13 protein-coding genes are annotated in these 16,814 nt (G+C 38.8%); 3 read left to right on the top strand and 10 right to left on the bottom strand.

All coding sequences use genetic code 11. The annotated features are described in order from the left end of the window. Positions 1 to 185: 185 nt before the first annotated feature. The 9 genes from LKW28_RS07640 to LKW28_RS07600 all read right to left on the bottom strand — a co-directional run bounded on the left by LKW28_RS07640 (position 186) and on the right by LKW28_RS07600 (position 13,109). Entirely contained in the window at positions 186 to 1,607 is a 1,422-nt protein-coding gene (locus tag LKW28_RS07640; protein WP_229139767.1) for an NAD-dependent succinate-semialdehyde dehydrogenase, read from the bottom strand. A 1,291-nt stretch (positions 1,608 to 2,898) separates the two neighbouring features. Next, positions 2,899 to 4,311 (bottom strand): dipeptidase PepV, encoded by a 1,413-nt coding sequence (gene pepV, locus LKW28_RS07635; RefSeq protein ID WP_420708844.1) that lies wholly within the window; start codon positions 4,309 to 4,311, stop codon positions 2,899 to 2,901. 33 nt (positions 4,312 to 4,344) lie between these two features. Then, positions 4,345 to 5,325, bottom strand: coding sequence for an ABC transporter ATP-binding protein (locus tag LKW28_RS07630; RefSeq protein ID WP_229139765.1), 981 nt, complete (start codon positions 5,323 to 5,325; stop codon positions 4,345 to 4,347). Then, the gene (locus LKW28_RS07625) at positions 5,318 to 6,322 is read right to left on the bottom strand and encodes an ABC transporter ATP-binding protein (protein ID WP_229139764.1); all 1,005 of its coding nucleotides are present in this window, start codon (positions 6,320 to 6,322) and stop codon (positions 5,318 to 5,320) included. Before LKW28_RS07625 ends, LKW28_RS07630 begins: the two co-directional genes overlap by 8 nt. Positions 6,323 to 6,585: 263 nt before the next feature. Further along, the gene (locus tag LKW28_RS07620) at positions 6,586 to 7,476 is read right to left on the bottom strand and encodes an ABC transporter permease (protein ID WP_229140027.1); all 891 of its coding nucleotides are present in this window, start codon (positions 7,474 to 7,476) and stop codon (positions 6,586 to 6,588) included. A gap of 27 nt (positions 7,477 to 7,503) precedes the next feature. After that, a complete protein-coding gene (gene nikB / locus LKW28_RS07615; RefSeq protein WP_229139763.1) occupies positions 7,504 to 8,445 on the bottom strand; it encodes a nickel ABC transporter permease in 942 nt (313 codons plus the stop codon). 77 nt (positions 8,446 to 8,522) lie between these two features. Next, on the bottom strand, positions 8,523 to 10,091 hold the full coding sequence (locus LKW28_RS07610; RefSeq protein ID WP_229140026.1) for an ABC transporter substrate-binding protein: 1,569 nt from the start codon (positions 10,089 to 10,091) through the stop codon (positions 8,523 to 8,525). Positions 10,092 to 10,157: 66 nt separating this feature from the next. After that, positions 10,158 to 11,465: an aspartate aminotransferase family protein gene (locus tag LKW28_RS07605; RefSeq protein ID WP_229139762.1), complete on the bottom strand. Its 1,308-nt coding sequence runs from the start codon at positions 11,463 to 11,465 to the stop codon at positions 10,158 to 10,160. Positions 11,466 to 11,777: 312 nt separating this feature from the next. After that, positions 11,778 to 13,109, bottom strand: coding sequence for a sigma 54-interacting transcriptional regulator (locus tag LKW28_RS07600; RefSeq protein ID WP_229139761.1), 1,332 nt, complete (start codon positions 13,107 to 13,109; stop codon positions 11,778 to 11,780). A 277-nt stretch (positions 13,110 to 13,386) separates the two neighbouring features. Between LKW28_RS07600 and LKW28_RS07595 the strand changes: the two genes are divergently transcribed. The 3 genes from LKW28_RS07595 to LKW28_RS07585 all read left to right on the top strand — a co-directional run bounded on the left by LKW28_RS07595 (position 13,387) and on the right by LKW28_RS07585 (position 14,859). Continuing rightward, entirely contained in the window at positions 13,387 to 13,560 is a 174-nt protein-coding gene (locus LKW28_RS07595; RefSeq protein ID WP_229139760.1) for a hypothetical protein, read from the top strand. Positions 13,561 to 13,726: 166 nt separating this feature from the next. Next, positions 13,727 to 14,566 carry a nuclease-related domain-containing protein gene (locus tag LKW28_RS07590; RefSeq protein ID WP_229139759.1) on the top strand — a complete coding sequence of 280 codons (840 nt, stop codon included), beginning with the start codon at positions 13,727 to 13,729 and terminating at the stop codon, positions 14,564 to 14,566. 53 nt (positions 14,567 to 14,619) lie between these two features. Continuing rightward, on the top strand, positions 14,620 to 14,859 hold the full coding sequence (locus LKW28_RS07585) for a hypothetical protein (protein ID WP_229139758.1): 240 nt from the start codon (positions 14,620 to 14,622) through the stop codon (positions 14,857 to 14,859). 363 nt (positions 14,860 to 15,222) lie between these two features. Here the strand turns inward: LKW28_RS07585 and LKW28_RS07580 are convergent, their stop codons facing one another. Next, positions 15,223 to 16,740, bottom strand: a complete 1,518-nt coding sequence (locus LKW28_RS07580) for an L-lactate permease (RefSeq protein WP_229139757.1) — start codon at positions 16,738 to 16,740, stop codon at positions 15,223 to 15,225. Between the last annotated feature and the right edge of the window lie 74 nt (positions 16,741 to 16,814).

Here is a 16,814-nt window from a genome sequence, read left to right as displayed (position 1 = left end):
CTTTTTCATGTTAAAATCTTCACTCGCATCATTTTTAGGGGCTGCCTACAATCATGCAGCCCCTAATTTAACTTGAGGGTAATGTCCCTACTGTCCTCCATTCTTGATCAACGGAGGTTTGACAACTATTAATATTTTTTATGACTCATGAACACCAATTGCTAAAAGTAGATGTGATTCGCTAGTTAATATTTTGTATTAAATGAGATATATTTGGTGATTAAATACCCTTCCAATCCATACTTTCCGCCTTCTTGGCCTAGTCCACTCTCCTTAATACCTCCAAAAGGAGCATGAATCGCAAATGGAGCTGAATCATTGACACCAACCATTCCATATTCGAGTTCTTCCGATAGTCTAAAAGCTCTACCCAGATCACTTGTGAAACAGTATCCAGCTAACCCATAATACTTGTGATTTGCCTTTTCGATAATTTCTTCTTCTGTTTCGAAGGTAAAGATAGGGACGACCGGTCCAAAAGTTTCCTCTGTTGCAATTAACATATCTTCAGTCGCATCAGCAATCACCGTCGGCTGAATAAACTTACCTTCTGTTTTATAATCATATGGCTCTCCGCCGCACAGAATTTTTGCATTTTTTTCTTTCGCATCTTTAATTTGATCCATAATTTTTTCGAATGACTTTTGATCAATTATAGGACCTACATCCACGCTTTCATCTAATCCGTTTCCAATTTTCAATTCTGAAACTTTATTCGCTAAAGTGGCAGAAAACTTTTCGGCAATGTTTTTCTGGACATAAATTCTATTTGTACTAACGCAAGTTTGCCCTGAATTGGTAAACTTTGTGTTTAATACACCTTCTACCGCAAAATCGATATCAGAATCATCAAAAACAATAAATGGAGCATGACCTCCGAGTTCCATCGAAACTGCTTTTACAGTGTCAGAAGAATCCCTTAATAATAATTTCCCGATCTGAGTTGATCCGGTGAAGGTAATTTTTCGTACATCTTCACTTTGTGTCATTACATTGCCTATTTCCTGTGCGCTTCCTATAACTAGGTTGATGACTCCTTTAGGCAACCCCGCCTTATCGAAACACTCAAACACTTTTATTGCCGATAATGGTGTCGCAGATGCAGGTTTAAGAACCACTGTGCAGCCAGTAGCTAAAGCAGGCGCAATTTTTCTTGTAATCATTGAAAATGGAAAGTTCCAGGGCGTAATTGCCGCACATACCCCAACAGGTTGTCTTATTACTAATAAGTGTTTGTTTTGTTCAGATGCAGGAAGAACATCGCCATAAACTCGCTTTGCCTCTTCAGCGTACCAATCAATAAACGCAATCCCACTATCCACTTCACTTCTTGAATCTCTTAATGGTTTCCCATTTTCTTTCGTAATTAATTGAGCTAGCTCTTCCCGTTGTTCTCTTAATAAATCTGCTGCCTTTTGAAGATATACTACTCTTTCAGTAAACGTTGTTTTTTTCCAACTTTTAAAGGCTTCCCTTGCACTTTCAATCGCTGCAAGCGTTTCTGTTTTTCCTACAACAGGCACTGTGTCTATGATCTCTTTCGTTGCAGGATTCACAACTTCAAGTTTAGCTTCTGTTTCAATCCACTCTCCATTTATATAAGCCATTCCAGTCCTCCTCATATATCTTTCTCTTAATCCATAAAACTACTAACCCTTTTACATCCATCAACCCATTAAAAAGATGAATGTAAGTGAATGTGACTAATTTAAATTAACCCTTTATACGTATAATCATAATAACGTCTTTTTGATTGCTGTGTCAAATAAAATTTTGAATATTAACTTAATTTATTATTTTGGGATAGCGAAAACTTCAGATAGATTTAGACTGGGAATTATGGGCAATAATTTAAACAAATTTAGTCTTTAAAACAGTTGCCTGTTTTCCTCCCGCTAAAAACTAGTACCCGTCAGAATTTATTTGTAGTATTAAAAAGCAGGAAGTAGTCAACGCGGAAAAACCTTCAAACTTTGAAGTTAAATCATTGGAATAGTGAATATGTTAGGAACAGCTAACCGCAAAAAATGGTGGAATTCGGTACTACGATACCCCTCGTTGGATATTATGTGTAGCACATCTAACAAGGGACATTCTTTTCTAATTATGGAGGAAATGATTGTAGATGGCAGAAGAATGGTGAAAAGTCACGATGGTAAATATCGCATAGCAGATCCTAATTTTGTGGATATAAGTCCAAATCCTTCAGATTGGCCGTATAATATTCGTCGAGAATATCACACATAAGCAAGTGCAAGAAATCGTCAACTTGTTAAAGTCTCAATATAAAGGTGCAACTGTTTACAGTGTACCTAAGTAATTTTTTTGAAAATACACGAAAGCCCCACTGCATTCGGTACAATCAAGAAGCGAAGAAATATGGAAAGGCGGTCCTCCCACTTCTTACAATAGCACCTATTTTTAAGAAGAGAAGGCTGCTAGACTAAGGCAACATTTGTACAAACATCTATATCTGCATAAAATACTGGAGGTCACGAAACGGGCAATAGCTTAACCTACAATCTTCCCATTATCAGGGACCTTTTTCCTTCGATTACCTTATTGTAGCTACTAAATTAATTGTACTAACAATCCCCTTATCTTAACAAAAACAAATCAAACAAACGTTTGTTTGAAATCGACATTTTCAAAAATAGCCCGATTAGTACAGATTGTGACTAATCGGGCTATTGCTATTTCCGGAAAACAATTTCGTATCTAGATAAAATTTTTAGCAAATTAGAGTTCTCGACTATCCTACTGCTTTAGTCAGGCTAATAGTGAGATCGTCTTCATGGTCTGGAAAAAAATAGGAGAACATCAGAACCGTCCCCTTGTTTCGGGAGAACATCAGAACCGTCCCCATGTTTCCCTTCCTTGTTTTCCCCCTTGTTTTCCTTATCTCGCCAATTCATAAACAGCCTGGGCATAGATGGCCATGGCTTTGTTCATGTTTTTTAAATCGATGTATTCGTCTTTTTGGTGGGCTGTGTCTTCTTCTCCTGGGAAGTATGGGCCAAACGCCAGCCCGCTTTTCATTGCTCTGCCATACGTGCCACCACTAATGGCCAAAAGCTCTGCATGTTCCCCTGTTTGTTCCTCATACACCTTTTGAAGTGTTTTGATGAGGTCATGGTCTTTATCAATATGATGTGGGGGTTTATTGACAAAATCCGATGAGATTTTGTAGGCAAAACTCTCTGCAACGTCTTGAAGACAAGTCATCATATGATGAAAGTCAGTCGTTACTGGGTAACGAATACTAAGTCCAATTCGGGCCGCATCTTCACTGGAATACATGAATGTTCCAGGATTAACGGTTAGTTTTCCACTAATCTCATCTTCAATCGCAATTCCCAACTTATCACCAAAGAAACCATCTACAAAGTGATTGCCTATGAGGGATATAAATTGTTCACCCCTACGATCTAGCTCGAGTTTTTTAAGGAAGCTTGCCATGACTAAACCTGCATTGAGACCATTATACGGTTCCATCGCATGGTGAGAGATTCCTTCTAGAGTCAGTGTGATTAGATCATTATCACATTCAAACGCTCCCTTAATTCCATTCTCCTCTAAGTAAGAGTTGTAGTTCACCTTCAGATTCTCAGAATCTTGTTCTCCAACGAGGGTCACCTTAACGTGATCAGGTACCATATTTACCCGATCACCAGAAATAAACGTTTGGAGCTGCCAGCCATTTGGTGACTGTTCTGACGGTTGATAGGCTTGGTTAAAATGGCAAGAAAGAATGCCTTTTTCAGTGGATACAATCGGAAAATACGCGTCAGGCGCAAATCCCATTTGTGGGACCGGATGCTTGTCGAAGTATTTCTCAATCCCCAGCCACTCCCCATTTTCTTCATCTGTACCAAAAATCAGTCTAATCTTTTTCTTCAAGGGCAGACCTAACTCCTTGACGATCTTTACGGCATACACAGCTGCCATTGTGGGACCTTTGTCATCGTTTGATCCGCGAGCATATAATCTGCCATTTCTTACTTCTGGTTGAAATGGATCAGAAGTCCAGTCATTCCCAGCAGGAACTACATCAACGTGACAAAGAATACCGATGAATTCCTCACCGTCCCCATAATCTGCATGTCCTGCGTACCCTTCTTCATTATGAACCGTAAATCCTAGTTCGGAACAGAAATCGAGGATATACTCTAACGCATCGGCAATTGGTCGACCAAATGGCGCATTTTCCCCGATTGTTGCCTCATCAAGTACACTTGGAATTTTTAAAAATTCGATTGTATTTGCAAGGTAGTCTTCCTGATTACGCTCCGCTTCTTTTCTCCAATTTATCTCCATACTTTCATCTCCCTTTCGTTAGACAATCTATTCATACAGATGACAAGCAACTGTATGCCGCTCTTTGATGTGCACTTTTTCAGGTGCTTTTTCCTTACATATATCCATGGCATATGGGCATCTTGTATGAAAAATGCAACCAGAAGGCGGGTTTAATGGGGATGGAATTTCACCTTTAAGAACAATTCTTTCTCTCTTTCTACCTATTTTTGCAATTGGTACTGCCGAAAGCAGGGCTTGCGTATAAGGATGGAGAGGGCTTGAAAATAGTGTATCCGTATCCGCTTCTTCAACAAGTTTACCTAAATACATGACACCCACTCGATCAGATATATGGCGAACAACACTCATATCATGTGAAATAAACAAAGATGTCAGCTGAAATTCAGCCTGTAAATCTTGCAAAAGATTAAGTATTTGAGATTGTATGGATACATCAAGCCCAGACACCGGTTCATCTAAAATAAGAATTTGCGGGTTTGCAACCAATGCCCTTGCTAATCCAATCCGTTGTCTTTGTCCACCAGAGAACTCATGAGGAAATCGGTAATAATGATCTGGACGCAGCCCAACCTTAGCTAACATATCCATCACGATTTCTTCTCTTTCATTGCGGTTTCCAATTGAATGAATCGTTAAAGATTCTTTAATACTTTCCCCGATTCGAATTCGCGGATTCAAAGATGAAAAAGGATCCTGGAACACCATTTGCATATCCTTTTGTACGTGACGAAAATCTCGTTTTGATTTTTGAAGGATGTCCTCATTCTGATACAAAACCTTGCCTTCAGACGGTTCAATTAAGCGTAAGATGGCTCGTCCAGTTGTGCTTTTTCCGCAACCGGATTCTCCAACCAAGCCTAATGTTTCTCCTTTATGAAGCGAAAAAGAGACATCATCGACAGCCTTAACTTGTTGATTTCGTGACTTCCTTCTTATCCCATTCACGGAAAAATATTTTTTTAAGCCCTGTACCTCTAAAATGGGTTCAGCTTTTTCGTTAGGCATGATGTACCTCCTCCATTCTGGCAATACTCTCATAATGCCAACATCTAACCTTATGGTTACCTTCATACAAGAGGAGATCAGGAGCATTTTCCTTACATTGTTCATCGGCGTACTGACAACGTGAGGCGAATCGACATCCTTTTGGAACGGCATCTAACGCTGGAACAGTTCCTCCAATTACATTTAACTTCTTTGAACGATCCCCTTCCATTTGTGGAATGGATTTCATCAAACCTTTTGTATACGGATGTAGGGGTGACGTAAATAAGTCATATACATCAGCTTCTTCGACAACCTGACCCAGATACATGACGATCACACGCGTACAAACTTCAGCCACAACACCTAAATCATGGGTGATAAACACCACAGCCATCCCTAGCTCCTTATTCAAATCGAGAATGAGGTCTAGTATCTGAGCTTGGATTGTAACATCTAATGCGGTTGTAGGCTCATCGGCTATAAGCAGCTTTGGTTTACAAGCAAGGGCCATTGCAATCATTACCCTTTGTCTCATACCTCCCGACAGCTGATGCGGATACTCATGGACACGTTTTTCAGGTGAAGGTATTCCCGTCATGCGCAATAAATCGATAGCCATTTGGTTGGCCTCTTTTTTGGTACGATTTTGGTGGAGTAATATCGTTTCCGTTAATTGAAATCCAATTGTAAATACAGGGTTCAATGAGCTTAACGGGTCTTGGAAAATCATTGAAACCTCATTACCACGAATTTTTTCCATTTTTGCTTTTGAAAGACGCAATAAATCTTCACCTTGGAGATTTATTTCACCTTCATATGAAGCCGTGTATTTTTCATCAAAAAGTCTTAATATAGATTGTGCTGTTACACTCTTCCCACAACCGGACTCGCCAACTACACCAAGAATTTCTCCCTTTTCAACGGAGAAAGAAATTCCATCAACCGCCGTTACTCGTCCCCGCTCTGTTTTAAAATGTGTTTTCAAATTATTTATTTCAAGAAGAGGCTGATTCATCCTTTTTTCCTCCATTTCATACATAAGAAAAGCCCAAGGCGCCCTGATAGCGACATCGACTAACTGCCGCCACGTCCAATGGCGAACGTCGATGTCAGCACTACCTGTGCAAGTCCAAGCATAAGACGAGCACATCAGAAGGTGCATTTTCCCCTTCGAAGCGATTGCCTTATGACCTCGAGCCTATGGCGCCTAAAGCTAGACATTGAAAACTTCTAAAAAATCATACATTTAATAGCTATCGACACTACCAAACTTAAAGTCTATTTTGTACTTGATCGTGGATCTATTAAATCACGTAAGCCATCACCGAATAAATTAAGCCCAAGAACCGACAGAATAATAAAAGCCCCCGGAAATACGGTCATCCACCAGGCTGTGTAAATAACAGCTTTACCATCGGATAATATATTTCCCCAACTTGGGTCTGGTGCAGGTACCCCAGCACCTAAAAAGCTCAATGTTGCTTCAACAATAACTGCCTCAGAAAAGACGAAGGTCGCCTTAACCAACAGAGGTGAAATCGTATTGGGGGCAATATGACGCCAAATGATCCGCATTGCGCTTGCTCCTTGACTTCGAATCGCCTCAATATAGGTTTCCTCCCGAACCACTAGTGCTCTTGATCGAACAATTCTCGCTATTTCTGGCGAGAAAACAATTGTTAACGCCAAGATGACATTTTCAGTCTTTGCGCCCAGAACAGCCATCAATGCAATCGCAAATAAAATAGCTGGAAACGCGAGTAAGCCATCACAGATACGCATAAAGATGTTATCTAAATAGCGATAATAGCTGGCTGCTAACCCAATCGCTAAGCCAATAATTGATGACAAAAAGGCAGAAGCAAATCCTACCCACATTGATACTTTCGCGCCGTAGATAATGCGGGTTAATAAATCCCGACCAAAGTTATCTGTTCCAAGTAAGTGACTAGCAGTCGGGGATTGTAACCGTTCCTTAACGACCATTTCATAGGGGTCATAAGGCGTTAATTTAGGACCAAAGATTGTTAGCAGTAGTAAGAAAATGACAATTACACCACCGGTAACCATCAATTTATTTGCTAAAATTCGTCTAACTAATAGAGCTCTCTCCTGTTTCTTCAGGTCATATTTGACTCTTTTTTGCTGGTTCACATTCACCACGGGTATATTCAAAACCTCACCTCCATGACATCCCTAATACCCTACTCTCGGGTCAATTAACATATATAATAAATCGATGATCAAATTGATTAAGACATAGAAAAATGCCACCATTAAAATAATCCCTTGAATCACGGCATAATCCCTGCTTTGGATTGAATTTATCACTAATTGACCAATTCCAGGTATATTAAAAATCGTTTCGATTACAACTGCACCTGCGATAAGAAGACCGAATGTCTGTCCAATAACCGTTATGATCGGGAGTAGCGCATTACGGAACGCATGCACATATATAATAGAACGCTCTTTTAAACCTTTTGACCGAGCTGTTTTAATAAATTCTGCATTGAGTACCTCGAGCATGGATGATCTAGTCATTCGTGCAATTAAGGCCGATTGGATAACTCCAAGTGCCAGGGATGGCATTAAGAGATATTTTAGGAAAACAAAAAATCCACTACTAATGGGTTGATATCCCGCTACCGGTAACCAACCTAGCTTCACACCTAAGACAAGCATCAATAATAAACCGAAGAGGAAGCTCGGAATCGCCATTCCCGTTAATGTAAAACCCATCACAAACTGATCAATAAAGGAACCACGATGTCGTGCGGCGAGGATACCAATAGGTACCGCAATTAAGATCGCAATGATTTCTGCAAAAATGGCAATCGAAAGTGTTGGGCCTAAATGATCAAGAATAGCTGTGGTTACTGGCATATGCATAAAATAGGAATCTCCTAAATCCCCTTGAAAAACGTTAAACAACCAATTTAAATATTGGAGATATAATGGTTCGTTAAGCCCCATTTGTTCACGTACTTTTTCGATTTGCTCTGCTGTCGCTTCTTGCCCAAGCATCACCGAGACCGGATCACCTGGTGTTAAATAGATTAGTAAAAACGCAACAATCGAGACTACGAATAAAACCGGAACTAGGGAAAAAATACGTTTTAATATGTAAAAATACAATGATCTTCCCCCTTGCTAGAAAAGTTTGCTATGAAAGTATACCCTCCCATGCGTAAGCATTAGGAGGGTAGTTAATTTTATTCAACAGATGTGTTCCAAACAATTGGTCCTTGGAAAATCTTAAATCCTTTTACATTGTTTCTCGCAGCAGCAACCAAGCTGTACGTACCGAAAGGAGTTACCGGAACATAATCATTTGAAGCATACTCTTGTAACTCAGCCCAAAGTGGTTGTGCGACTTCAACTGATGGAGCTGCATCGATTTGTTTTAATAATTCCGCAATCTTTTCGTCACTTGTCCAACCATGGTCACTTGGATTCAAGTAGTAGATTTGTGCAGGAGTTGTCACTGTTGAGTATGCAGTAACCATAATGTCCCACGCTTCAGGATTTTTTCTCTTTTCCAATAATGTTGGCCAGTCGAATGTTTCTAGCTTTACATTAAGCCCTAGTTCACGTAATTGACCTTCTAACACGACCGCAGAATCATAATGTTCACTATAATCGCTAGTTGCAATAATATTGATTTCTTCACCATTATAGCCAGCTTCTTCTAAAAGGGCTTTCGCCTTTTTTGCATCTGCTTGATTATAAGATTCTAGTCCTTTTTCCGTATACCAATCTTTTTGATCCTTACTCATATAGCCATGATCCAAGCTAAATAACTCTTCATGTGAGAATGTAGCTAACATAACATCTTCTGTATTGATGGCTGCATTGATTGCCTGTCTCATTTTCTTATCTGTAAATAATCCACTTTTCTTATTATAGACAGCTAGCAAATTACCATATTGATCTGGAAAGGTTTCGATATTACTATCTTGTTTAACAACATCATATTGTTCAAAATAGACATCGGTGTTCACATCATATTCACCTGATTGGATAGCTGCTAAACGAGTAGCTGCATCTTTTACAATATAGAAATAGACATTGTCTACTAATGCTTCTCTTTTACCTGCAAGTCCATCAGCCTCTGACTCAACTGGTTGATAGTCTTCATATTTAGTTAAGTGAATGTATTGATTTTGTTTTACCTCTTCCACCTTAAATGGACCTGTTCCAACAAATTCAGTTACACCTTCGCTAGTTGCTGTTTCCACAATTTCCTTTGGCATAATCGCTGGAAATTGTTTTGTAGACGCTAGGATATTTAATACACCGGATGATGGAGCTTTTAGCTGTAAAACAACTGTGTAATCATCCTTCGCTTCAAAAGTCGCTTCTTTTAGTACTTCACTTGCGATAACAGATGCTTCCATCCAACGATTCATGGATGCTACAACATCCTCAGCCTTCATTTCTTTCCCGTTATGGAAGGTAACACCTTGTCTTAGCGTGAATGTATAGGTCAGACCGTCGTCACTTAGGTCGACTTTTTCTGCTAACATAGGCTCCGGTTGGAAATTAGCATTTGGTGTTACCAATGTTTCGAATACATTTCTAGCAACTGTTGCTGAGTCAACAGAGTTCGTTGCAACTGTATCAAGAGTTGGCGGCTGTGCCGATAATGTTAACTTTAACTCAGTTTTTCCTTTACTTTCTTCTTTCGAACCTTCAGAACCACCAGCTGACTCATCCTTGCTACAAGCTGTCACTGCAAGAAGTAATACTAGCAAGACAGATAATAATAAGCGTTTTTTCATTTTCACAATAAATCCCCCTTTTAATAAATTTGGTCGTACATTATGTACAACTTTAAAAACCATAAATTAGACGGTTTGTAATACTTCTTCTAAAACATCAAGGCCATGATTGATCTGTTCCTTCGAAATTGTAAGTGGTGGAATCATTCGAATGACCTCACCTGAATTCCCGCATAAATAAAACAGAACTCCTTTTTCAAGGCATTTATTTAACACTTCCATAACCTTGGCACCGCTTGGTTCACCTGTTTTTACATCTTGAAGTTCAATGCCAATCATCAGCCCAATTCCGCGAACGTCTGATATCACTGGGTACTTTTCCTTCATTTCTTGCAAACGACTTCGGGCAAATGCCCCCATTTCATTCGCATTCTCCATTAGCTTTTCACTTCGAATGACATCCAGTGAGGCTCTCGCTGCTGAGCAAGCGATCGGATTCCCACCAAAAGTTGTTCCATGCGCACCTAATGGCCACTGTGACATAAGTTCCTTCGATGCAACTGTGGCACTTAATGGAAGCCCCGCTGCAATGCCTTTTGCAATTGCCATGATGTCCGGCTTTACGTCAAAGGTTTGTGCAGCAAACCAGTTCCCTGTTCGGCCAAATCCAGTCTGTACCTCATCAAAAATGAGCAAAATACCATGGCGGTCACAAATTTCCCTGACCTTTTTCAACCAGGCTTTAGGAGGAATAACGTATCCGCCTTCACCTTGAATAGGTTCCAGAATCATACAAGCAACCTCTTCAGGGTCAACCTGATGGTTAAAAAGGGCGGCTACATCTCTTTCAAGCTTTTCAGGAAAGAATTCTTCCGGATCTACTCCTTTGGGACAATCCTTAGGATTTGCATAGGGAAGCTGATAGGTAAGCCAAGAAGGCTGCTGATGCTTCCGATATTTGCTTTTAGAGGTCGAAACACTTAAGGCTCCCATGGAGCGACCGTGAAAACAGCCAGTAAAAGAGATGACATATGGTCGTTTCGTCACATATTTAGCTAACTTAAGTCCACCTTCTATTGCTTCCGTTCCACTGTTTGCAAAGAAAAAATTATCAAGTTTTGGAGGAAGGATAGCTTGAAGCTCTTCTGCTAATTTTAAGATAGATTCATAGATAATGACGCCTGAAGGCCCATGGACCAAATGGTCAACGCTATCCTTTATTGCCTCTACCACCTTCGGATGCCGGTGCCCAACATTCTCAACCGCAATCCCGGATGTAAAATCAAGGTATTCAACACCATCCGCACCGTAGTAATAGCAACCCTCAGCCTTCACAACTGGTAAATTGGGATGATCCTTTGCCATACTTGGAGCAAGAAAATTACCAATTGAATCGACTAATCTTAACCAATCTTGATCTTGTTGTTTTTCCATACTGAAGACTCCTTTTACTAACATCCTTTAGAAACCATCAATCGAAATTATTCGCTACACATGTTTGAATATTCATTAACGAATAATTATTTAGAAATGTATAGCTCATTATAATGTATTAATAGTGAAAATTCAATATTAAATAAAATCTTCTGTATACTTATTTTTATTCATAAAGATAGGTAGGAAAGCTCAATTCAATGCATACTATCGGCTTAATATTAAAGAAACTGTATAAAAATAAATTCCGATTTACTTTTTCTATCTTTCATATACGCCATTTAAAAATAAAAATGAGCTCATTTACAGAGCTCATTCACTAAAGTACTTTTTAATTTTTCGAACAACTGAAGGTTGGCTTATCCCCAATGCTTTTGCCATTTCAGTAGTTGTTTTGTAACGCTTTTGCGCACTCGATAGAACTTGTTTTTCAACTTGATCTAATATTCGTTGCAGGGTTCGCCCCTCAAACTCAAGACCCTCCACCCGTGTAACATCCTTACGATATTCGAATGGCAGGTCATCCTTTGTAATAATTGGGCCGTCACTTTGCACAATTAGCCTTTCTATTACATTTTTCACCTCTAAGTAATTACCCTTCCAATCCAAATGTAATAATGTATGAAATAAATCCTCAGAAAGTTCCTTTTTCACATGATAGGATTCACAAAATTGTTGACAGTACTTCCTAATCACTACAGATAAATCTTCCAGCCGATCACGTAAGGGTTTAATATAAATTGGAACAACACGAATTAAATAATATAGATCTTCTCTAAATCGCTTTTGTGCAACTAGCTCTTCAAGTGATTCTTCAGTTGAACTAATGATCCGAAAACTATTTTGATGTTTTCGTAGCCCCTTTAGTAAAGTCGTTTGGGCAGCCAGGGACAATTCATCAATCCCTTGTAGATAAAGAGTTCCATTTTTAGCCATTTGGAGATACCCAACTTTTTTTGCTGCATCGCTTTCCGTACTTCCTAATAGTTCATATTCAAAAATGGCTTCAGGAATGGTCCCACAATTCACTTCAATAAACGGCCCATCCCAATAACTGCTTTGTTTATGAATCAATTTTGAGAGGAGGGACTTGCCAACTCCATTCTCTCCCTCAAGTAAAACGGATACTGGTAAGGGTGCAACTTTTGAAATACTTCTTACTACTTGCTTCATATGTTTGCTCTCAGCAATTATTCCATTCACACTTAACGTCTTACCACGTAAAAGCGCGAGTTCCTCCTTAACCTTCCGCATCTCACCTTCTAGCTCATTCAAATAATCTTGAAGAATGAGTAATTCCGAAACTTCATAGGAGTAGCTTAAAATGTATTCAACCTCATTGTTTTCATTGAATAATGGGATGCCTGTTACCAGTATTTTTCGTCCATCCAAATTGGTCTGAACAACAACGACCTTCTTCTTCTGTTTTAAAACAAGAGGTGTAATCGCAGGAGAAAAAATTCCTTTTTTCTCTAATTCATATACAGATTGGCCTAGCAAATCTTTAGCAGGTATTCCATATTGTTGCCCAGTAATATGTGTAACCTTTATAATTCTTCCTTCTCTATTCGTAACAATAATATCCTCATCATAGGAATCGATGATTTCGTCTTCGGCGTTTGGAAGAAGATAAAGCCCATTCACAAAACCCCTCCTTTCTTTAATCCCTTCCTTGAATAATTATTCAGTTCTGTATAAGTAAGTGTACAATCAAGATTCAAAATATTCAAGTTTATCAGAACGGTGATTGGGGGAAACAGGGAAACAAAGGGACGGTTCTTCTGTTTTCCTAATTTCTTCCATACGAAGGACCGGATAGAACTATATTTGCGGGCCACCCTTGTCATTTAGACTACTAATGAAAACAAAAGGATCATAGAGTCCGAATGGATGCCTCATTCGGACAGGTAGAACCCCAAAAATGCGGAAACAAGTCCAAATGCATGCCTCATTTGGACAGTTAGAACTCGAAAATGCAAAAACAAGTCTAAATCCAGACGTCATTAGGACAGCAAAAATAAGCGGAACAACGGAACTACCTCATGTTCTAGGAATGAAAAAAATAGGGGAACTCCAGCATTGTCGCCATGTTTGACAGAAATAAGGTACAATTTTGATATAATTTGATAATAAATAGGGGTTACAATTAAAGTGGAGCTATACTTCACTATGGTGCGTGTAAAAATATTATCAATTTACACTGTAATACATTATCCTGACGGGAGTCACCCCGAGATCAATCAACCAGTAAGGAGTATAACATGCTACTATTTTTGAACTTTTTAAAGAAGAAAAAGGAAAAACCAAAATTGGCCAATACAAGCCCATCAAAACCAAAGCGTGCGAATGAAAATGCTGAGATTGCTACTAGAAAAGGCGAAATAGGAGAATACAAAATTGATATTCAACTTGCTCAGCTGCCGAATGGGTATCGATACTTAAGCGATCTCCTTGTAAAGAACCCAAAAGCAAAAACAGGGTATTCCCAAATTGATCATATCGTTCTAACGCCATATGGTATCTTTGCAATTGAAACAAAAAACTATCAGGGTACCATTTATGGCGGGAAGGATCGGAAGACATGGTCGATTAATGGAAAGTTTAAAATGATGAACCCTTTTATACAAAACTACGGACATATACAAGCACTGACTTCTTTAATTGATAAAAAGTACCATGACTTATTTATCTCAATGGTTTCTTTCACGAAACGCTGCACATTTAAGGTAGACTTAGAGTACCGTAAAATAGCATCCAACGAAATAATCGTATATGATATCGAGTTGTCGGAATTCATCCGTCGGAAAGTATCAGTTTTAAAAATTCAACATAAAGAACCTCTCGTAACCGAAGGTGACATCTCAACAATCTATCAAGCCTTTGCAAAGGCTAATATTACGGACCCAGCGGTTAGAGAGCAACATAAACGGGCTTTATCAACAAATACATCAAACGAAAAAACTGCCTCCAGCCCTACTTGTACAATTTGTAATAAACCTGTTTCGGAAAAAGTTAAAATGTATTGTTTAGCAAGAAAAAACTTCGATGGTAAAATCTATTGTTTTGATCATCAAAAATCTGTTTTTAAAGACCAGGGATAAAGACTAAGGCACAATGAGTTTTATAAAATACTCGACTTGCCTTTAAACATCAAATGAATCACCAATCTAAGAAAAAGCCAACCAGACAAGAACTTCTTCCAGACTGGTATTATAATCTCGATCAGGACCATGAACTTGAGCATACCCCTGCCTTTGAAGCGAAGAAAAGAATACTTGAGGATCGATTAAAAAAGGATAATGCACAAGGAACATCTGGCCCAGAAGAGCCTGTACATAATACTAGCTTCGAAGAGAAAAAAGCATTATTTGAGGAGCGTTTGAAAAAGGCTTAGGGTAATTAATCCCGCTCCATAGTCGACCTATTTAAACAATTGCCAGAATGCTCCTGATCCTAGATCATAAGGAAAAATAAATGATCCGATCACATAAGCAATCATAAACCCAATAACTGCTGTGATTATATTACTTTATTTATTTCAATGCGCTTCTTGTTCATCCCTCGCCTTACCTCCTAAAGAGTAAGTTACCTAATCTTAGGATGAAACCTCTTCGCGCGAATTATTCAATTGGAATATATACTGGCCAGTAACTAGAACACTAATAACCGGTGGAGTAGTAAAACATTCTTTTGTTAAATAAACTTCAGCGTAAATGTAAGTCTGTTGGAAAAAAATAGGGGAACGCAGGAACCGTCCCTATGTTCCCCTCAAAAATACGGCAGTGATCATCATTAATAATAGGCTACCAGCTGCGATTAGGAATATTGTACGGAATAATTCACTTTCACGTTTGACTTCCCCACTTACGGTAGCAGCAAGTAAAACACGTGAGGGGGAGGCCATGGTCATATGAGAGGCACTCGTATTTTGAATACCTGCTATCAATTCTGTTGAAAAATTAAACTGATTAGCTGCCTGAATTTGTAATTTAATAAGCATAGCATTGGATGCTGCGTTGCTACCCGTAATCAGACCACTAAATCCTCCGATAAGAGGGGAAATCCAAAAAAACCCGCTTCCTAATGAATCACCGGCCGCCACAGCCAATGTGGTAGTCATGCCCACTTTGGACATTACCTCTGCTAATACGATAAACGAAATGGTAGTAACAGCAATTGGGTTCAATTGTTTGATGGTTGACTTCATCGCGGATAAGATAACCTTTTTCTTCAATTTGAATAATAGTATTGTAAATATACACGTGATAAGTAAGAAAAACCCCGGTGAATATAGAATTGGCAATGAAAAGGAGTATTCTTCCCACTTCAACACTGCAAATGATGTTAAGGCAGATTCCACGGCGGGCACAACCCTAGATATAATTAATAAACACGTTAAAAATAAATAAGGCATTAATACTTTAATAATAGAAGCATATTGTGAAATCCACTCTAATAAACTGCTAACCTTTTCTTTTTTTGTTTTAACACCTGACTTAGATCTATGGTGAAAATAAAAAAGGAATAACCCCTCTATACATAAAGCTATTAACGAACCTAGAACACCAGATAATTCAACGCTTACCCATTGGTTAGAGAACCAAACTCCTACCGCTAATGCCCCTGATACAAGTAGTAACTCCAGCCATTTTTCAATTATTCCTCTTATCCCTTTTAAAATATATATAGATATCATCGCGAAATAGATAAAAGTTGGAATACATAGATACGCACTCCAAACCCCAATCGTTTGTACAGAAACATCCGTTAGTCTTGAGCCAATTACTATACCTGTTGCAAGCGCTCCCCAGGGGACGGCACTTAAACTAATCAGTGAAACCAACGCTGCTTGGTAACGATTAAATCCAAGTGCTATGAGTATAGGAGTTATTACAACCACCCCGATACCAAACCCACTTACAGATTCAATTAACGGCGAAAAAGCTACTCCAAGAATAATAACTTGGCGGGCTGGATCTTTTGTAGTGTTTTGTACAAATGAAGAAAGTGTACTTATGAGGCCCGATTGATCCATGAGATGGAAAAGAAAAATGCCAAAGAGAAGTACATAAATAACCACCATAGCGATAAGAACACCATGAAATGAGGCGAATGCAATCTCTGTTGGGCCATGTGTAGATGTATTATAAAATAAAGCAATCAACATTGTGACAATAAGGGAAAGAAAGCCAGCCTTTGCCGATGACATTTTAAATACAAATAATAAAATAATGATGACAACTATGGGTAAAAGGGAAAGTATTACATTCCACATTTCTAACACTTCCTTAATTGATAAAAGCAAACAAAAATATTAATCTAATAAAAAAAGAAACAGCCAAAAAAGAT

It is taken from the genome of Bacillus sp. REN16, from assembly GCF_020731355.1.
In the GTDB taxonomy this organism is placed as follows: Bacteria; Bacillota; Bacilli; order Bacillales; family Bacillaceae_L; genus Ferdinandcohnia.
Note: the sequence above shows the minus strand (reverse complement) of the source record. Positions and strands in the feature narration are given on the sequence as shown.